We start from the raw sequence: 19,358 nt of genomic DNA, 5'->3' as shown, positions 1-19,358 counted from the left end.
TTGTAAGCCGCTTGTTATCAAATAGTTGCAAAGGTAGTTTCGAAAAGGTGCTTAATAAGACTTCAAAAGGGCGTTAGTAAGAGGCTTAAAGGGCATCTTTTGCAATCGAAAAGGGCGTTAATTGAAAGCCAATTAACGCCCTTTTATTTTTCAGTCTTTGATTTTTCTTTACAAAACGGAGTAGCGGATGCGATAGGAGAAACAAAATGAACAAGCGAATATACACGCAGCTCATCAACTACTCATAAGGGGGGGGACCCTCGCATTTCACTCCCTGAGACCTCACCCCCCAACCCCCTCTCCAATGGGAGAGGGGGAGTGCAGGAAACAATTCGCTTAGAAACTTCTAAAAGACTTTCCCTAATCAATAGGGGTAACACGCATTCTACTCCCCTCTCCAATCGGAGAGGGGCTGGGGGTGAGGCTTTTTTTATTATCTCCTTTGCACATTAAACCCAGCGCAAATTCCCATACCATTCTGCACATTGCTGTAAGTAGTACGGATGTTGGAGAGACCAGCTTGGGCAAGAGAGTTGTTTGAAACATCGTTCAACGCCTGCAAGAAACGGTAGTAGGCAGGGGTGATATGATAGAATTCCAATTCCACACCCTCCTCGATATTATACAATCTCTTCAGCTCCTTCGCCGCCTCATCAGACATATTTGTGGCACGCACAAACGGCTGAATGTTCAGATGAAGGGTATAAGTTTTGCCGTTGATAGTAGCATCATCAAAGATATAGAAGTTCTGATAGAAGTCACTACTAAAGTCGAAGTCATCGTCTATATCAGATAATGGATTCAACAGCGGTTCACTTGCCGTAGAAATCGGCACATAGAGTTGCTGTAATTGATACTTTACAGCCACGCTATCCCAATGTTCGGTCTTTCGTGCAGCCATAAACTCATCGTAAGAATAGAAGTTTATCACCTCTTGCATATAACCGCCAAAATTACGGAAGCATGTCACATAAAGGTAGGACAGCCTATTGGTTTTCGCACGTACAGCGTAATAATCGTGTGTCTCGGCAGGGTCGGTGAAGGTTGCTTGTAGCTGCAGGAAGTCTTTTACATTTGAGGAAGGGTCTTCCTTCATTCGCACCATACGCGTTGCGAGGTGGCTTATACCGATTGGTTGTGGAATCTCTGTGGATGTCTCAACAGCCTCTAAGCCCTGTGCTTCAACACGTAACTGCACCTTATCGCCCGCTTTCTGCAGTCCCACAACACGGTAGCGACCATTGCCCAAGGCTGTCACTGGCATCGCTTGTCCGTTCAACTGATAGCTGATAACGGCATTGTCAATCAGCGCATTCTGCTGTGTTGCGTTATATTGCTTTAACGGAATACTGCGTGACACGGTGATATAAGTGGTGTCAGCAGTAGAAGGCATACAATAAACCACCAACTTTGGCTTTGCATCAGGCAGATTGCTGACACTGAAATCATCCTTGCAACTCATTACTGACAGGGCAAGGAAGAGGAGAAATAATATCTTTTTCATGCTCGGAACTTAGAATTTAAATGTATAACTGAACGATGGGATAACAGGGATAAACGCCATGTTCTTAATCTTCATTTGGTTATTGCTGTTGATTTTCACACGCACCCACATAGAGTTCAGATGGCAATAGGCATTATAGAAGCTGAGGTTCCAAATGCGCTCATTGCCCTTCTTGGTCGTATGACGGAAGTCGAAGCCTATGTCAAGACGGTGATAAGCCGGCAGGATAACGTTATTAGGCTGTTCGTAAGCAAAGTTCAAACGGTTGTCGTCGGGCGAAGTAAAGTTCAATCCTCCCTCCGTCTGGGCTGGAACGTTAGGCAGTGGAATATACTGTGTAGGGATAGTCATGCGGTTACCGGTGCGGAAAGTCCATGCGGCAAAGGCTGCAATCTTCTTTGTTATGTTCCATCGTCCAGTGAGCGTGAGCTTATGACGGTTGTCAAACTTATCATAGTACCAACCATCGTAGAAGTCATTAAACTTCTTTTCAGTCCATGAGAGGGTATAAGAACCGTGCAGATTGAGGTTGGCAATGTTGTAATCAGCATCCAATTCAACACCGTAAGAGCGACCGTCACCCTCCATTACCATGTAGTCCCAGTTGGCAGCTGGTGGCTCTAATCCTGCCCAACTTGAATACTGCAGGATATGACTTGAACGCTTGTAATAAGCTTCCAACGAGAGCAACCAGTGCTTGTTAGGTTTCATATAGGCTCCTGCAGCCACCTGCCAAGAGCGCATTGGGTGTAGACGTGCAGTCGTTGGCACCCAGTAGTCGGTTGGTAGGTCGAGGAAAGAGTTGGCAATCTTATGCACAAACTGACTCATCATTGTGTAGCTTGCCTTGAAAGAAAGACGGTCGTTTGGCTGGAATTTCATCGCCAGACGTGGACTCAATGTTGAGAAGGTCTTACCGCTGATATGGAAGACATCTGCATTCACACCACCGTTGAGGCTCCATTGCTCGTTGAGTATCATCTCGTCTTCGGCATAGAAGGTCAACTGATGCGCCACATTCTTGTTATAACTGTGGCTGGCAATGGTGTCACCCTTTGCAGTACCATCGGTCTTATAGCTGTCAAAGCGGTTGTTGGTCTGTGGCTGGAAGCGGTGATAAGTATAGTCATGACCGAAACGAATGTGATGACGTGGATTCGGACGGAAGTCGAAAGCAGCACGATAGCCGATGTCATCAATAGAGGAACGATAGCCATGTGAGCTTGTCGTCAGCTGGTCTACCTGCTCATTTCTAATCACTTTCCATTCGTCCGAACTCGTTACCGTTGAACGATTGTGCGTGTAGACGGCTGTGAAGTTAGCAAAGAGCTTCGGTGAGAACTGGTAATTCCAGTCGAGTGCAGCATTGAAGTTGCCCCAGTGGAAGCGATTATCATAAATATCTATATCTTCATAACCATAACCATTTTTGTAATACGACTCGTCTTTTGCATCCAATCGGTCTTCACCCGAATAGACACTCAGCGACATACGTGAGCGGTCGTTGAAGATATTGGTCAGCTTAAAGTTTAAGTCGTGGAAGAAATAAGACATATTTATCTTGTCCTCGCTGTCTCTCTTGCTGTTCATAATCGCAAAAGCAGGGCGAGTCAAGAGGTCTAACCAGCTACGGCGCAAGCCGAAGTTATAGGATGTCTTGCCCTTTCTGATTGGTCCTTCTATGTGGAAAGCGCCATCGAGCAGACCGATACGATAGCTGCCGTGGGTGTGATAGAGGTCGCCATCGGCCGTACGCACGTCGATGACACTCGACAAACGACCGCCATAGCGTGCAGGGAATCCACTCTTATAGAAGTCGACATTCTTCACTACATCCGCATTGAACGAAGAGAAAAGACCTAAGGTGTGATTGGTATGATAGAGTGGTGTACCATCGAGGAGGAAGAGGTTTTCGTCGCTGTTTCCACCGTGTACGTAGAGTCCGCTGGCAAGTTCCAATCCGTCTGACACACCGCTCGTACGCTGCAAAGTCTTGATAACGTCTGGACTACTTAACAATGCGTATTCTGTCTTAATATCTTTCGGTGAAAGAGAAATCTTACCAGTCTGCGTTTTCAGCAAAGGCGAGTTAAGGTCGGTTGTCACCACCACTTCATCTAACTGTGCTTCGTTCTGAAGAATGATGTCATGGTTCTGATTGGCAGTAAGTTCTATGGTTTCGACAAGGGTCTTATAGCCTACGTAGCTACATCTGATTTCGTGCCATCCTTCGCCTAATGTGAGCGAGAAATGTCCGTAGGCATTGGTCATCGTACCCTGCCGTGTGGTGAGGTCGTAGATTGTTGCATTGATAAGTGGTTCACCATTACGGTCTTTCACATATCCACTGAGTGTAAAACGCTGTCGTGTTTTGTCCTCATCAATACCCCGAATTATTCTTTGTACAGGCGCATTACTTTTCAAAGTAGTAGCCTCAGTATCAGTAGTCTTATGTGCATACAAACCCAAAGGGCAGAGCCATAAGATAGCCATTAAGAAATGTTTATTCATCAATGTATAAAATTTAACGAGTGCAAAGATAAATATTTTAATTCAGAATTCACAATTATGATTACTGTATTAATTTATAATTCAGAATTCATAATTATTCGAACGGAGTTCTCAGCAGTACGTCATAACTATGATTACCGAAAAGGAAAAGGGTAAAAGGAAAGTATTCAAGTTCTTCACATATAGTAAGTTGAGGAGCGAAGAGAGTAGAATAGACAGAAATAATAAAAGACAAAGTAACAAAGGAACAGGAGACGGAAGACAGGGGAATGGAAGACAAAGTAACAAAGGAACTACACGAATGTCGCGAATAAGGGATAAGGATTTGCGTAATTCGTGTAATTCGTAGTCTTAGAAGTTAAGTTCAAAGGTAAAAGGTGCATCACTTCAAACTTTGGAAGAGTCTTATACTTTTCATTTTTTCTTAGGAATAATATTGAAGTGATAGACGGCATGTAGCATCACGTAGCGGGGAATAACATTACTGTAAGTTTCTGTGATTCCTTGTGCATTCATCGTCCGTGTGACATTATTCAGTTGACCAAGAATGTCGAAGCCATCAAGCAATAAGGTAAGTTGTCCTTTGAAGAATGATCGTGACAGACGGGCGTTCCACACCAAATCATCACTATTCATCGACTTATCTAAATAACCTCGGCGATTGTACATTGTCAGGTCAGTCCCAAGTCGGAAATCCCATGGCAACTGTAATTGTGCTGTTAAACCGTAATTGAAATCACTCACATTAAATGCCTCAAAGTCTTCACGAGTGCCATCGATATGTGCCCAGTTTCCTTTACTAATGAAACCAATGGAAGATTGCCCGAGCCTATAGTTCAGCTGTAAATCACCAATGTAGTTTACCGATTCTACTATGCTCCTATTAGATGCAGACGTGCCTGCCAAACCAATAAGGTCGACACTCTTCTCATATCTTAATCCAGCCATAGCTTTAAAATCTAACTTGCGATTTTTGGTCAATGGTCCAGCGCCACCTAAAGCAAGCTGACCTCGCCAATTACCATTCACATTGTCTGGTCTGAATGTTCGCTGTCCTGTAGCCTTGTCGTAGGTATAGCCCATAGCAATAGCGTTAACAGTGGGGATATATTGAGCCTCTATTAACCACATCATACCTTTTTTCGGATATATACGTAGGAAGTGTGATATAAGTTCGTGCTTATAGGATGGTTTCAAGTTGGTATTACCCATTGTTACGTTTAATGGATCAGTGGTATTGAGGATGTTTACAAACAGGTTCATGTCTGGAGCTTGCCCGTCCACATGATATTGAAGCATGAATTCATATTTGTGATCAGTACTACGCCATTTGATGAACGTACTATACATATTGTAAAGTATAGAACGTTTCGTAAAAGTCGTATCTACATTTCCACTATGATAATGCATCGTCCGTGAAAGCAGCGATAAATTAGGTACAAGCTGTGCCCACCACTCCGACTTCGTCGTTTTCTTATTCCATACAAGAAAGGCACCGAGGGTATGGGTATTATCCGTCTGTCTGCTGTCATAGCTATTATGAATATCCATTACTCTGTTATAAGCATCCACAGAAGGAAGTGTTCCAAGCTCGCGCGCTGAATTAATTCCCCAATCTGCTAACTGGTCAAGACGATAGAGTGAAGAATATCGGTTTGAGGTAGTCCGATTGTATTTATAACTAAAGTCGAAGAACAAGCCCCGCTTTACTAAATAGCTGTAAGTCACTTTACCTGTCATGCTGTAGCCGTGGTCAGGACGGTTGTTGAAATATCGATTGCGGAAGTCTGTATTACTTTGCTGACCGTTGGTATAATAATCAATTCGGTTACGGTCAAAGCTATCCTCTGTAGCATGCCTCAAAGAAGCATCAGCATAAAGGGTGATATGGTCGGGAGAGTGCTTGAACTTAATTAACGACTCCATCGAAACCGAACCTTCTAAAGAATGTCCAATTGATAATCCATTGCGAAGATTTCTGTTAATAGCTGTACGAATCAACTCCCTACCTATCATTGGTGTGTACAAACTATCCAACTGTGCCTTTGAGAAAGACGTAAAACTACGATTAAGCGTCAGCGAAGAATATCCGCTTTTATTGTTATAATATTGGTAGTTAAAACGTGGCTTGATATTCAAGTTGGCATTCTTAAACTCAAAATAGAACTGATGATCGGTGGAGAAAGTAAAATTGTGATTTCTATTATTAGCTACCATACGGTCGTATGTATCTCCGTTAGCAAGGAAATTTGTACGATTAGTGTTATTCACTATCGTGTTGTCAGCATGCCTAACCTGTGCATTTCCACTAAGTTTATACTTACCACTGCGTGCATCTATATTATAGTCAAGACCTCCTAACTGTTGCTGCGTCAACCCACCAAAAAGATCAGAAGGCGACCAATTGTCATTCTCACCGGGCTTACGGTCGTCGTTTAGATTGTTAATATTTCCATAGACAGCCAAACGGGAGTGATCAGTAAACCGCATAGCAAACAGACGAGCCAAGTAGCGTTCTTTTGTTCCTGCACCAGTTTCCACATTACCTACCCATCCAATGTTGTATTGCTTTTTCAGTTGAACATCCATCACGTATTTCTTGTCTCCTGCCACCTCTTGCCCGAGAAAACGACTATTTTCACCAAGACGGTCATACACCTTTACTTGGTTTACCATATAAGTAGGCAGATTCTCTAACATAACAGTATTATCTCCACGGAAAAAATCTTTTCCATTGAGAAGCAAACTCTCAACAAACTTTCCATTAACATATATGCGTCCATCCTTGCTTAGCTCAGCACCGGGCAACTGACGAATAAGGGCGTCGAGCATAGAGCCTTCACCTAACTGGAAAGCGTCGGCATTATAAACAATCGTGTCGCCTTTATGATAGAACTTCACCTTTGTAGCCTTAACAACCACCTCATTTAAGTCTACTGTTTTCGGTCGTTTCAGAAAGATGGTACCAACTTCTCTGCTTATCTCTCGCTTGTAAAAATGATGCAGTGGGAGCTTTACGTAGGTAGGCATAAAACCATCTTCGGTAACGCGAAGGATATAATCACCCTCCTTACGTGGAATCGTTATCCTATATTCAGATGTTTTCCAGCTCTGTTCGCCACTCTGATATTCTTCAAGAGCCTTCGTTGAAGCAACGACTGAGCTGTCATTAGCATTTAGCACTTCAACTAAGCAACCAGGGACATCTACATGAGTAACAAAGTCTTGCACTCTACCTTCAATGGTAATAGTATTGTCTAAAGTTTGTGCTGATATGCAGACAGTAAGGCATAACAAAATTAAAGTTGTACAAAAGGTTTTCATATTTTATTCTCAATGTTTGATTCGTATTGTTTACAATAGGTATGGTGTAATAGAGATTCCTCTAAATTATCTTTTAGGTAAAGAAATAACGCTTGCTTGTAGGTTGTAAATCCAGAAGATTCTTTCTAAGATATATCAAGAAGGTAGAGCATTTTAGCCATATCCTACGTTTTTGTCTGATCATACTCTGTCCAATAATGATTAGAGTTCTTGGACGAAAAGAACCGAATGGATTTTACAGGCATAAACCGAACTTTTCTATCCGTTTGCCTGCAATTATATTCTCTACAAGAGGTGTATTTCATAATTTAAAACTTGTCTATCAATCGTATTCTTTATATTAACACGCTGCGAATATACAAAATGTTTTTTTTTTAAACAAGAAAAATCGTTATTTTTTTTCATTGTCGCTATATCCGCATTGTTTCGTAGTCATTAAAGGTACATATCATAAAGTTCAATGTTCAAAACTCAAAGTTCAAAGGTAAGAGTTCAAAGGCTAAAGGGCATCTTTAGCAAGCCAAAAGGGCGTTAATTCACATGGAATTAACGCCCTTTTAAATCTCTAACACTGCTTTCTTCTCTTTATCCCAAGCAACTTGTTAACTTGTCAACTCGTTCACCATGTTACTTTGTCTTATTACTCAAGCAACTTGTTTACTCGTCCACTCGTTTACTTGTCCACTCGTTTACTTGTCTACTTCTCCGGATAAACGAGGTTGGCATCGGTGATATTGTCCAGCACCTCGGTGAGGAACTTACGTGACTCCCACTTCGCCATAGGCAGGTCGTGGAGCAGGTAGTTACCACAGTCGCGTGGAGCAGCACCAGGGATTTCACCCTCGAAGTCGGCAACGAATTGGAAGGTGCGGCGCATGAGGTCGACAATCTCTTTCGACTCAAGGTCGCCACGAAGGATGAGGTAGTTACCAGTCAGACAGCCCATTGGACCCCAATAGATAACACGATCTTTCCACTCGTCATCATTACGGAGGAAGGTGGCAGCCAAATGTTCAATAGCGTGGATAGCACCGACGTGCAACACTGGCTCACGATTTGGTTCTTTCATACGGATGTCGAAGGTGGTAACGGTCTCGCCACCCACTTCGTCCTTACGACTCACATAAATGCCACGCAGCAAACGCTCGTGGTCAATGGTAAAGGAAGGAATCTTGTTTAATTCAGAATTCATAATTCACAATTCATAATTATGATTACCGATGTAATCTATTTTTTTAACTCATTATTCTCACTTAAAACAGAAATCATATTTAATTCAGAATTCATGTTTAATTCATAATTCAAAATTCAGAATCCGTTATTAATTCAGAATCCATAATTCACAATTCATAATTATGATTACCGCTGTTAGCTTCAGTTTATTGCCACAAGTTGCTTGTAAACTTATAAACTCGTTATTTACCTATTAAGATTATCGATATTAGCTTCAGTTTATCCACGAACTTTAGATTATACGTGGGGAAAGGTAGCTAAAAGGAAATCTAACCATTTGTGGGGATTAAGTGGACGAGTAAATGAGTTGCTTGTACCTATAAACTCTACCCACATCGGTAATCATAATTATGAATTGTGAATTATGAATTCTGAATTAAATTAATAAATTGTTTCGTTACCTCAAAGCTGCCGTTGGCGATACGCTCCCAGAAGTCATAGTACTGGCTGGCTTTGTTGTCTTTGAGCGGAACATCGCTGATAACTCGGAAGGAAACGAAAGGTGTTTGATAGATATGGCAGACCTGCGCAATAGAACAACTCTCCATGTCAACAGCTGTTGCCTCAGGGAAGTGGTTCATTATCTCTTGCATCTTCTCACGTGAGTTGACAAACCATTCGCCACTAACTGTCAGTCCCGCCTTGACATGCAGGTCCTTACAATCAGGCAAGTTATTCAACGACAATGCCTTTTCAATCAGCTCAGCAGGAGCCTTGAAGCGAGCAGGCATACCGATAATCTGACCGAAAGCCACCTCATCACCACAGTAGGCATCATGATACGCACACTCTGTTGCCACCACCACATCAGTAACTTCCAATGAAGTGTCAGCACCACCAGCACAACCACTTGAGATAACAAGGTCGGGATGGTAATGGTTTATCATCTCCACCGCACCGATGGTAGAGTTAACCTTACCAATACCGCACTGCTGCAGAATGATTTCCTTCTCTCCCAACCGTCCCGTAACGAAGTCTTTATGGTTGAAATGCTCCGTCTCGGTATTGGAAAGAATTGCTTTAAGTTGCTCGAACTCTTTGTCCATTGCAACGATGATTCCTATTTTCATACTGCAAAGGTACGAAAAAGTTACAAGTTGGATATTGTAAGTGCTTTGTTTTTTGTAACTTTGCAGAGATTAATCCATAAGTCAGACAAAAGCAAAAATAAATAATAATGAAAACTTGGAAAAGATTTCTACCCGACGTAGTGGTAGTTGTGTTGTTTGCGGTCATCTCGTTCGCTTACTTCTTCGTGCCGGTTACTCAGGGTAAGATTCTCTATCGCCACGATGCCTCAGCAGGTGTCGGTTCGGCACAGGAAATGACAGAGTTCCAGAACCGTACAGGTGAGGCAACACGCTGGACAAACGCCATCTTCGGTGGTATGCCTACCTATCAGATGTCGCCATCTTATCAGTCAACAGACGGACTTTCGCAGGTGATGAACGCTTATCACCTCTGGTTACCAGAGAATGTATGGTTCCTTTTTGTCTATCTCTTAGGTTTCTATATTCTGTTGAGAGCCTTCGACTTCCGCCAATCGTTGGCAGCCTTGGGTAGTATCATGTGGGCGTTCTCGTCCTACTTCCTAATCATCATTGCTGCCGGTCACCTCTGGAAAGTTATGGCTTTGGCTTATCTTCCACCGATGATTGCCGGTGTTGTCTTGGCTTATCGAGGACGTTATCTGTCGGGATTTATCGTGACAGCCATCTTCACAGCCTTTGAAGTAAAGGCGAATCACGTGCAGATGACTTATTATTATCTGTTTATCATCCTCTTTATGGTCATTGGCTATCTCGTGCAAGCCGTTCGTGAGAAGCAACTTGCAGGCTTCCTCAAGGCTTCGGGTGTATTGGCAGTAGCGGCATTGATTGGCGTTGCCATCAATCTCTCAAGCCTTTACCACACATGGCAGTATCAGAAAGAGAGTATGCGTGGCAAGAGCGAGTTGCTGAAAGCTGATGGCGCGAACCAGACAAGTTCAGGACTTGATCGCGACTATATCACTCAGTGGAGTTATGGCATTGATGAGACGATGACCTTACTCGTCCCTGATGCAAAGGGTGGAGCAAGTGTTCCATTAAGCCAAAGCAGTACGGCTATGTCGAAGGTTGACCCACAGATACAGTCAATGATTCCACAGCTCTACGATGCTTTCCCACAGTATTTCGGCACACAGCCGGGTACGAGCGGTCCTGTTTACGTAGGAGCATTCGTCCTCTTCCTCTTTATCTTAGGACTTTTCTTGGTAAAAGGCACTACGAAGTGGGCATTGTTGGCAGCTACAATATTATCCGTTCTCCTATCATGGGGACATAACTTCATGGGCTTCACCAACTTCTTCCTCGATTACATCCCAATGTATGCGAAGTTCCGAACGGTGGCAAGTATCCTTGTTATCGCTGAGTTCACCATCCCTCTCTTGGCAGCTCTGACCTTAAAGCGCCTTATTGAGGAGCCAGAACTCTTAGGACAGAAGATGAAGTATGCCTATATCAGCCTTGCCTTGACAGCGGGTGTGGCAGTCTTAGTAGCTGTATTCCCAGACATGATGGGTCCATTTATCAGCGATCAGGAACGCCAGATGATTAATAGTATTCAGGGCATGGACGGCAATACGGCAGGAACAATCCTCGCTAATATCTCCGCTATGCGTGCTGCAATGGTCAGCTCAGACGCTTGGCGTTCGGTTATTATCATCCTCATCGGCTTCGCTCTGCTCTTTGTTTATAAGATGAAGAAGCTGCGTGCCGACTATATGATAGCTGCTTTGTTAGTCCTTAGCCTCGTTGATATGTGGCAGGTCGACAAGCGTTACCTCAATGACGAGATGTTCGTACCAAAGAGTGAGCGCGATATGCCACAGCAGCCAACGGCAGCCGACCTTGAGATTAACAAGGACAAGAGCCTCAACTATCGTGTATTGAACTTCGCTTCTAACACGTTCAACGAGAACGAGACTTCTTACTTCCATAAGAGTATCGGTGGTTATCACCCCGCTAAGCTCCGTCGTTATCAAGAGATGATTGATGCTTACATCGCTCCAGAAATGCAGAAGACGATGCAGGCGATTGCTGCAGCAGGTGGTAATATGCAGGCGGTAGATGGCGTAAAAACCTTCCCAGTACTGAATATGCTGAACACGAAGTACTTTATCCTTCCACTGCAGGGTGGCACAACGGCACCAATACAGAACCCATATGCACAGGGCAACGGCTGGTTTGTTAACAAGCTCACCTATGTCGACGATGCCAACGCTGAATATGCTGAGGTGGGTAAGATTGACGTGCGCCATGAGGCAGTAGCCGATAAGAAGTTTGAGGCAGCTTTAGGTCAGGCGAAGGCGAACGACTCTACTGCAATCGTGAAGCTCGATAAGTATGAGCCTAACAACCTGCAATACACTGTCAACTCAAAGAATGGTGGTGTTGTCGTCTTTTCTGAGATCTACTATCCGGGTTGGACAGCAACCGTTGATGGTCAGCCAGTAGAGCTTGGACGTGTGAACTACATCCTCCGTGCTGTGAGCGTGAAGCCGGGTAAGCACACCGTAGTCCTCGACTTCCACCCAACAAGTATCTCTACTACTGAGACTATTGCTTACATTTCTATCCTTATTCTCCTCTTGGCGATTGCAGGAGCAGGGTATATGGAGTGGAAGAAGAAGTAAAAGAAGAAGAAAGTAGTGGTTCCTCCCTCGTCCCCTCCCCCATAGGGAGGGGCGTGATTAGCGTGATACCCCTATTGGTTTAGGTAATGAAAGAAAGGCTTACACAAACCAAATCGTTCAAAAACGCTATAATCCTCAACAAATTAACTCGGATAAGGATTATCATCATCAAACAAATTTGCAACTCTTTAATTTGATACGCTCGGCATGAGTATTGTCTAATGGGCGTAAGTCCCGGTAAGCTCTAATAGCGAGAATTACATAGCCAAAGGCAAGGGTGTTTGTCGTGAGGTGAAATCTGAAGGAAGCCAGTGGCAAACATCTGACCTAACGGACAGAAACTTCATACAAGGCATATGAGCGTGAATGAGATTGCTAAAAATTATATAGGTGCCTATCCCTTGGAGAGAATGCTGCAATATAATTGGTATTTACTGAATGACAAAACGCAAGATGGCAAAGAGGCTCTTATCGCTCTACTCAAGAAGATGACCGATGAAGAGCGCAAGCAATTATTAGCTTCGTTGTAAATAAGTTTATTCTAAACAGAAACGAATAAGATTTGTTTAAGTTATAAATAATCTATATATTTGTAGTCATTAACAAGAATGAAGATGGAAGAGAACCTTTATAACATGCAAGAAATCAGTTCATACAGGGAGGGAAACCGACTGGAAGCTAAGAAGGCAAAAGGAGGTATCCCTAACTCGATGTGGGAGACATATTCTTCTTTTGCTAATACCGATGGTGGTATTATACTGCTTGGTGTTGACGAAAAGAAAGATGGCTCTTTTGAAGTGTCGGGTGTGCAGAATGCTGACCAAATGCTGAAGGATTTTTGGAATATGGTCAACAACCGCCAGAAAATCAATGTCAATCTTCTTGTTGAAAAGGATGTGACGGTAGAGGACTACGAAGGCAAGAAAATAATCTCTATTCGTGTGCCTCGTGCCGACCGATACCTTCGTCCTGTCTATGTCGGTCAAGACCCGATGTCCGGCTCATACCGGCGCAACGGTGAAGGCGATTACCATTGCTCTCACGAGGAGGTATCGGCCATGTATCGGGATGCTTATCAACTGACCCAAGACCGTAAATTGCTCAAACACCGCGATATGAAAGTGTTCTGCATGGACACAGTGCATAGCTATCGGAATATTTTTAATATTTCTCATATCAATCACGTTTGGTCGAAACTGGATGATGAAGAATTTCTTGGTAAAATAGGAGCCATTGGTTACGATGCAGATGAAGGTAAGTTTTATCCTACAACGGCAGGATTATTGATGTTTGGGTATGAAAACGAGATTCTCTCAGAATATCCTCAATATTTCCTCGACTATCAAGACCATCGAGATCCGAGCATCCGTTGGGTGGACAGACTGGCTTCTTCAACGGGCGAATGGAGTGGCAACGTATTCGATTTCTTCTTTGCCGTTGCTAACAAACTTAGCCACGACCTTCCTCGTCCTTTCAAGTTGGAGGGAATGATGCGAGTGGATGATACCCCACTTCATAAGGCCGTGCGCGAAGCATTATTGAACACGTTGGTTAATGCCGACTATTATGGCAGACGTGGGGTGGTCATCAAGAAATATCCTGATGGTTACACCTTCGAGAACCCGGGTGATTTCCGAATTGGTGTGAAGGAGGCCATGAGTGGTGGAGTTTCCGATCCACGCAACGCGATTCTCTTTAAGATGTTCGCACTAATAGACCTTGGAGAGCGCGCTGGTAGTGGCATCCCAACCATCATTGATGGCTGGAAATCGTCATATGGTGAGCAGCCAACATGGGAAGACACGCACAACCCTGACCGAACCATTTTGAGACTACATTGCAAAAACCTTTCGGAGGTGTTGTTTGAGAAGGCTTCCGGTAAAGATACTGTTACTGAAGATACTGGCGACAAAACAATGGACATATCGGCGATAAATCCAGAGACTGGCGATAAATCGGCGATAAATAACAATTCTGGTAATAAAAAAGATAACCAAACGGCGACAAATGCAGAAATTAGCGATAAAACCGGCGATAAAATGCAGATGATATTGGATTATATTGCGAAGAATGGAGAAGTCAAGACATCTGATATAATGCAAGCATTTGGATTGAAGTCATCGCAATCTCGTTATTATCTCAGTTCCTTAGTGGAACAAGGACTAATAGAAGCCTGTGGAAGTAATAAGAACCGAACCTATAAAGCCAAATAATCATTTAGCGTATGACATTGCACGATTTCTTTCAAGAAAAGATTACCCCTTTCTTTAAGGGTGATTACCAGAACTTCAGTTCAAAGGCTGTTGATGGATATTCACTTTTTATCGCCCAATGGGATAAGTCACCAAGACAGGCTATGATTACTTTTGATACACAGACTCAACTACAACGCATTTTTGAGAAATATTCTGCCTTCACGGATAGTAGAGAAGGCGATTTGCAAAGTTCGTAAATAAGTCGCTGGTATGTGAATGGCTTTACTTTGGTATACAATTACTGCCGGAGATACGATCTGGATCGTCTCTATGAGCATACGGACTTTGTGCAATTAGCAGAAAAATTAAAATCATTTGATAATGTCAATCGTGACGAATGGAACTTTGATATGTTCCGCAAATACACAATTAACTTTGGTCGGCATGAGGGCACATTGTTTTATGTGGCCGAGAAAGAAAGCTGTAGTGGATAAATGGCAAATGGGCAGGACGGCCATAAAGATAATACGAACAATTTCTCACCAATTGTATCTAAGGTAGAAAATGATTATCATTTCCCTGATGACTTGATGGAAGAACTTTATGAGAGTTTTAACGGAAAAATATTCAAAAACATAACCACACCAGAAGAATTCAAAAGCATTATTACCCACAGATCGCATATAGATTACCTCTCAGAATGCTCACAGAAAAGAATGCTCATGTATAAAATTCTTCATGATTTATCTCTCTTGTTGCCCGAGGATATTCGTGCCACTTGGTTCGAAGATATAGCCAAAGAATGTGGCTATAAAGTTGAAAATATTAACAAGAAGTACAAAGGGAGCGATAGCGTGACAGAAGAGTACCGTAAAAAGATGGAACAGATTCGGCATCTTTTCAGGAAATATAGTCGTACATGACAATTTTCTATATCTATCCTATACTCAAATAGCGTATCTCCACTTCGGAAATACGCTATTTGTGCGTTTCATACGATACCATGTGATTCCCAAACACGCCCACTTATCCCCACTTATCTGTCGTTGGCCAAAATACAGAGTAAAACCGCACATTGGAAGCTATTGTATATCAGTGGATTATTCACAAAAATATCAAAGGTTACATTTTTCTTTAGGTGCCACTTGCAGCCACTTTTCCACCTGTGATATTTGCAGCATAACTTTTAAATTTCGTGTTATGCAAGGTAATTTCATTATGCTGCAAAAGGAAGACCTCAAGGAGGCCATTGCAGAAGTATTAGAGATGATGGTGGGCAAGAATCTGCTGAAAGAACCTGTTTCGACAGCATCCACCGAGTATTTGACCCGTAACGAGCTTTGTGCACACCTTCACATTACTTATACCACGCTCTGGCGTATGGAGAAGCGTGGGGACATTCAGGTGCATAAGATTGGTAGGCACAACCTGTATTCTAAGCAGGAGGTGGACGCATTGATTTCCAAAGGGCTTCCTACTAACGCAAATAATCAATAGGGTAATGCTATGGATGAACTGATTAAGACGCTTCGCCAACCGGTAGACGTGGATTACATCCGGTCCTCCTTTCATGAGTTGCAGGAACAGGGAGCCATTGATGCCGGTGGCTTTCATGTGTCTTCCATGAATGACTGTGTAAGGAAAGGCAAGTCGCTTCCCCCTCTTGTGGTACTCTATCCCAATATTGTCCTCGAAGGTGACCTTTGCATCATCTTCGGACAGTCAGGTATCGGCAAGACCATCTTCGCCATGCAGGTGGCAAGAGATATTGCCGCACAGGGGAAGCGCGTACTCTACGCCGACTTTGAGATGACGCTGCGTCAGCTGGCCCTGCGGTACGAGGTTTCGGACTTCCCTCCTACTTTCTTCCGTGCGGAGATGGACAGGGACAATCTCGTTGATGATGTATTGAAGGGAATAGAAAAAGCAGCCGTGGCGAATCTTGCGGAGGTGGTGTTCATCGACAATATTACCGCCCTCAGCCAGTCGCTCGACAAAAGCTCTGACGCGGGCTCGCTCATGGCATCGCTGAACGCCTTGAAACGGAAGTATAACTGGACGCTGGTCGTCCTCAACCATGTTCCCAAGATGTTCTCCAGTTCAGTTCCTCTTTCCCTGTCGGCCATACAAGGCTCCGCCAAACTCAACCAGTTGATAGACGATGCCGTGGGACTGGGGCAGTCAGTCCGTGACAAGTCGTTGGTCTATGTGAAGCAGTGCAAGTGGCGCAACGGCGAAGTTGTGCTCGATGCCGACAATGTGGCTCTGTATGAGCGAGCCAAGAACAAGGACGGCAATCTTTGCTTTACCTTTCGCGGCTATGACACGGAGGCCGCCCATCTGGAAACAATAGGTACCAGTGGGCGTGAGGAACTGAAATCAAGGGTCAGGGAATTGTCCTCGCAGGGCATGAAACAGCAGGACATAGCCAGGGAATGCGGTATCACCCAAAGCAAGGTGTCAAGGCTCTTGAACCGTTGATTATTCACTTTATGCAGTTTATGCAATATGCATAAGTGCATAAACTGCATAAAACGCATAGCAAAAATGGAAAATCAGGACTTAAAGAGAATGTCGGTGAGCAAGGCCGAGCCCAATGATCAGATGTTGATAGAGATATCCAAACAGGATATAGGATGCCATTATTCTTCCCTTACGGATTATCTGGATAAGATGGCTGGTTATGATTCCAAACTGTTGTCGGGCATTGGTCGCTTGATGATGGGATTTCATTTGGGTGCCGTCACCAAACTGGTGAACGGACACTGTGGCACGGTGTTGCCTCGGATAAATCGGAACAACAAGGTCGTAGGAGGAAGTGTGCAGTACTTTGATACGGACAGTGGGGCAATCCTGCAAAGAGAGTCCTTGGTGGAACATCTTTATAGCTGGTATTGCTTCGACTATTATACGGACAAGGAGGTGTTCTTCGGTGAACATCTGTTATCAGGCAATCCTGTTGCCATTATCACAGAAGAAAAGGCCGCCCTGCTCGGTACGCTTGCCGAACCGTCCGTTGACTGGCTGGCGGTTGGCGAGGGCTGCAATCTTACCAATGGCATGATGAGTAAACTGGCTGGCAAGCGAGTGGTTCTTTTCCCTGATGATATAAGCTGTGATTACTGGAAAGAGCAGTTTGGGGCAAGGTTCAAGGTGGACCGTGGCTTTGTCCATCGGGACATTAACCGATACCTGATTGACAGAATCAGAGGTCGTGGCAGTCCTTGAACTCGGGGGGGAAGAACATGGCTCTGCCCTTGTTATAGCCCACTATAACTACCCGCTGCGCTTTCGTAGTTGTGGGCCCAAGACCAGCCTTGGGGAACCGGCGGGAGTGACTCTCTCCCTGCACCCTCCACTCGGTGGCATCTGCCCCCAAGACCCCTGACCAGAGCGTGACCCTCTCTCTGGACTCTCCGCTTAGGGAGCCTCCCTAAGAACCCATTGCAAAGAAAAATTTTCTACCACATTAAACATTGCTGATTATGACACAAATGACATCCGTACACATCAAGCCCTGCAATATCGGGCAAAGTGAGGCACACAACCAACGGACAAAGGTATATCTTGACCACATCAATGCCGAGAAGCTTTATATCAGAAAAGACCTGATACCTGAGAATCAATCGTGGACATCGGAACTGCAAGGCGATATGACCTTGCGGCAGTATTACGATGCCATTGGCAGAATGGTGAAGGAAAAGACGGGCAGGGCCATGCAGACCAAGGAACGGGAGCGAATCAACAAGAAGACGGGCAAGGTAACCAAGATAGCTGGCTGTACTCCCTTGCGCGAGGGCGTCGTGGTGTGCAAGGCAGACACCACCATGGAGCAGTTGCGTCATTTCGCCGACCTTTGTCGGCAGCGTTTCGGCATTACGGCCATACAGATACACCTCCATTGTGACGAGGGGCATTGTCTTGATCCGAATGACACATCTACATGGAAGCCTAACTATCACGACCATGTCATCTGGGACTGGATGAACCATGAGACGGGTAAGTCCTACAAGCTGGACAATGAGGACATCAGCCTCGTGCAGGACATGGCGGCCGAGGCATTGGGAATGGAGCGCAGCGTTTCCAAGTTGGAGACGGGCAAGCGGCATCTTGAACGGAATGACTATATCGTGGCAAAACAGAAGTGCGAGTTGGAGGAAAGCAAGAAACAAGCGGAGAAACTGGCAAAGGAGAACGAGCAGAAAATCCTTGATAGTGAAAAGTTGGACAGGGAAATTCACGACAAGCAGGTGAAAGGCAATCGGGAAAATGGCAATGCTATTCTATCCGGCTTGGCTTATATTGCAGGAAAGGGTAAGTACGCTCAGTTGGAAACGGAAAATGAAGAAATGAAGCAGCAGGTGGCACTGATTCCCGATAGGATAGCGGAAGGTGTGGCGGAGCGAACAGCTGAACTGGAGAGAATCTGTGAAAGAGAAAGGCAGATCGCAGAACTGCGCTTGGATGAGTACAACAAGCTCACTTGGAGTTACAACAGGTTATTGAAGAATTCCCAAAATGACAAAAGAACCTATGAGCTTAATCTCTCACAGAAAGATTATGCCATCGCCATCCTTAGAGCCGCTTTTCAGAAGATGGTAGAGTTGTTGGACGTTGCATGCCGCAAGGCTTTGCAAGCCGTCATCGACTTTGCCAAGAAACCAACTGCCAGACGGTTTACATTCGGGCAAGCCTGTGCTGTCAATGACTTTCTTGATACCGACACTGACAGACAACATGCTGCAACCACTTTGTCTGTACTATCCCATCCCTTTCTCACGGAAGACGAACACGCCAAAGGGAGATTGGAAGTACAGAATGTGGCCAACAACTTTTCAGAGTACGAAAGGATTAAGAATGAAAAGCAAAGATGGGACATCCGCCCATCGCGAGGATTGAAAATATAAGAAGTAAG

At 44.2% G+C, this 19,358-nt stretch carries 14 protein-coding genes; 9 read left to right on the top strand and 5 right to left on the bottom strand.

Annotated elements, in window-relative coordinates; all coding sequences use genetic code 11:
- Positions 1-433: 433 nt before the first annotated feature.
- The 5 genes from J5A56_RS02475 to J5A56_RS02455 all read right to left on the bottom strand — a co-directional run bounded on the left by J5A56_RS02475 (position 434) and on the right by J5A56_RS02455 (position 9,642).
- Positions 434-1,504 carry a DUF4249 domain-containing protein gene (locus J5A56_RS02475; protein ID WP_021672429.1) on the bottom strand — a complete coding sequence of 357 codons (1,071 nt, stop codon included), beginning with the start codon at positions 1,502-1,504 and terminating at the stop codon, positions 434-436.
- Positions 1,505-1,513: 9 nt separating this feature from the next.
- Positions 1,514-4,015: a TonB-dependent receptor gene (locus J5A56_RS02470; protein WP_021672428.1), complete on the bottom strand. Its 2,502-nt coding sequence runs from the start codon at positions 4,013-4,015 to the stop codon at positions 1,514-1,516.
- Positions 4,016-4,429: 414 nt separating this feature from the next.
- Positions 4,430-7,339, bottom strand: a complete 2,910-nt coding sequence (locus J5A56_RS02465; RefSeq protein WP_021672426.1) for an outer membrane beta-barrel protein — start codon at positions 7,337-7,339, stop codon at positions 4,430-4,432.
- 697 nt (positions 7,340-8,036) lie between these two features.
- On the bottom strand, positions 8,037-8,531 hold the full coding sequence (locus J5A56_RS02460) for an S-ribosylhomocysteine lyase (protein WP_013265890.1): 495 nt from the start codon (positions 8,529-8,531) through the stop codon (positions 8,037-8,039).
- Between the two features lie 403 nt (positions 8,532-8,934).
- Positions 8,935-9,642 (bottom strand): 5'-methylthioadenosine/adenosylhomocysteine nucleosidase, encoded by a 708-nt coding sequence (locus J5A56_RS02455; protein WP_021672425.1) that lies wholly within the window; start codon positions 9,640-9,642, stop codon positions 8,935-8,937.
- Between the two features lie 107 nt (positions 9,643-9,749).
- Here J5A56_RS02455 and J5A56_RS02450 point away from each other — a divergent pair, with 107 nt between their 5' ends.
- The 9 genes from J5A56_RS02450 (at position 9,750) to J5A56_RS02410 (ending at position 19,350) form a co-directional block, all read left to right on the top strand.
- Positions 9,750-12,248 carry a YfhO family protein gene (locus tag J5A56_RS02450; RefSeq protein WP_021672424.1) on the top strand — a complete coding sequence of 833 codons (2,499 nt, stop codon included), beginning with the start codon at positions 9,750-9,752 and terminating at the stop codon, positions 12,246-12,248.
- A gap of 356 nt (positions 12,249-12,604) precedes the next feature.
- Positions 12,605-12,778 (top strand): hypothetical protein, encoded by a 174-nt coding sequence (locus J5A56_RS02445; RefSeq protein ID WP_021672423.1) that lies wholly within the window; start codon positions 12,605-12,607, stop codon positions 12,776-12,778.
- 78 nt (positions 12,779-12,856) lie between these two features.
- Positions 12,857-14,461: an RNA-binding domain-containing protein gene (locus J5A56_RS02440; protein WP_021672422.1), complete on the top strand. Its 1,605-nt coding sequence runs from the start codon at positions 12,857-12,859 to the stop codon at positions 14,459-14,461.
- 11 nt (positions 14,462-14,472) lie between these two features.
- Entirely contained in the window at positions 14,473-14,700 is a 228-nt protein-coding gene (locus tag J5A56_RS02435) for a hypothetical protein (protein ID WP_021672421.1), read from the top strand.
- Positions 14,701-14,937: 237 nt separating this feature from the next.
- Positions 14,938-15,366 (top strand): hypothetical protein, encoded by a 429-nt coding sequence (locus J5A56_RS02430; protein WP_021672419.1) that lies wholly within the window; start codon positions 14,938-14,940, stop codon positions 15,364-15,366.
- Positions 15,367-15,643: 277 nt separating this feature from the next.
- Positions 15,644-15,940, top strand: coding sequence for a helix-turn-helix transcriptional regulator (locus J5A56_RS02425; RefSeq protein WP_021672418.1), 297 nt, complete (start codon positions 15,644-15,646; stop codon positions 15,938-15,940).
- Between the two features lie 9 nt (positions 15,941-15,949).
- Positions 15,950-16,924, top strand: coding sequence for an AAA family ATPase (locus tag J5A56_RS02420; RefSeq protein ID WP_021672417.1), 975 nt, complete (start codon positions 15,950-15,952; stop codon positions 16,922-16,924).
- A 27-nt stretch (positions 16,925-16,951) separates the two neighbouring features.
- Positions 16,952-17,671, top strand: coding sequence for a DUF6371 domain-containing protein (locus J5A56_RS02415; RefSeq protein WP_021672416.1), 720 nt, complete (start codon positions 16,952-16,954; stop codon positions 17,669-17,671).
- 257 nt (positions 17,672-17,928) lie between these two features.
- Positions 17,929-19,350 carry a hypothetical protein gene (locus tag J5A56_RS02410; RefSeq protein ID WP_021672415.1) on the top strand — a complete coding sequence of 474 codons (1,422 nt, stop codon included), beginning with the start codon at positions 17,929-17,931 and terminating at the stop codon, positions 19,348-19,350.
- The last annotated feature ends 8 nt before the right edge of the window (positions 19,351-19,358 follow it).

Source organism: Prevotella melaninogenica (assembly GCF_018128065.1).
Classification (GTDB): Bacteria; Bacteroidota; Bacteroidia; order Bacteroidales; family Bacteroidaceae; genus Prevotella.
Note: the sequence above shows the minus strand (reverse complement) of the source record. Positions and strands in the feature narration are given on the sequence as shown.

What these genes read in the sequence shown, in the direction of transcription:
- J5A56_RS02475 (WP_021672429.1), bottom strand. Translation starts at nt 1,504, where the DNA reads ATGAAAAAGATATTATTTCTCCTCTTCCTTGCCCTGTCAGTAATGAGT.
- J5A56_RS02455 (WP_021672425.1), bottom strand. Translation starts at nt 9,642, where the DNA reads ATGAAAATAGGAATCATCGTTGCAATGGACAAAGAGTTCGAGCAACTT.
- J5A56_RS02415 (WP_021672416.1), top strand. Translation starts at nt 16,952, where the DNA reads ATGCATAAGTGCATAAACTGCATAAAACGCATAGCAAAAATGGAAAAT.
- J5A56_RS02445 (WP_021672423.1), top strand. Translation starts at nt 12,605, where the DNA reads ATGAGCGTGAATGAGATTGCTAAAAATTATATAGGTGCCTATCCCTTG.
- J5A56_RS02450 (WP_021672424.1), top strand. Translation starts at nt 9,750, where the DNA reads ATGAAAACTTGGAAAAGATTTCTACCCGACGTAGTGGTAGTTGTGTTG.
- J5A56_RS02435 (WP_021672421.1), top strand. Translation starts at nt 14,473, where the DNA reads ATGACATTGCACGATTTCTTTCAAGAAAAGATTACCCCTTTCTTTAAG.
- J5A56_RS02440 (WP_021672422.1), top strand. Translation starts at nt 12,857, where the DNA reads ATGAAGATGGAAGAGAACCTTTATAACATGCAAGAAATCAGTTCATAC.
- J5A56_RS02425 (WP_021672418.1), top strand. Translation starts at nt 15,644, where the DNA reads ATGCAAGGTAATTTCATTATGCTGCAAAAGGAAGACCTCAAGGAGGCC.
- J5A56_RS02465 (WP_021672426.1), bottom strand. Translation starts at nt 7,339, where the DNA reads ATGAAAACCTTTTGTACAACTTTAATTTTGTTATGCCTTACTGTCTGC.
- J5A56_RS02430 (WP_021672419.1), top strand. Translation starts at nt 14,938, where the DNA reads ATGGCAAATGGGCAGGACGGCCATAAAGATAATACGAACAATTTCTCA.
- J5A56_RS02410 (WP_021672415.1), top strand. Translation starts at nt 17,929, where the DNA reads ATGACACAAATGACATCCGTACACATCAAGCCCTGCAATATCGGGCAA.
- J5A56_RS02470 (WP_021672428.1), bottom strand. Translation starts at nt 4,015, where the DNA reads ATGAATAAACATTTCTTAATGGCTATCTTATGGCTCTGCCCTTTGGGT.
- J5A56_RS02420 (WP_021672417.1), top strand. Translation starts at nt 15,950, where the DNA reads ATGGATGAACTGATTAAGACGCTTCGCCAACCGGTAGACGTGGATTAC.
- J5A56_RS02460 (WP_013265890.1), bottom strand. Translation starts at nt 8,531, where the DNA reads ATGAATTCTGAATTAAACAAGATTCCTTCCTTTACCATTGACCACGAG.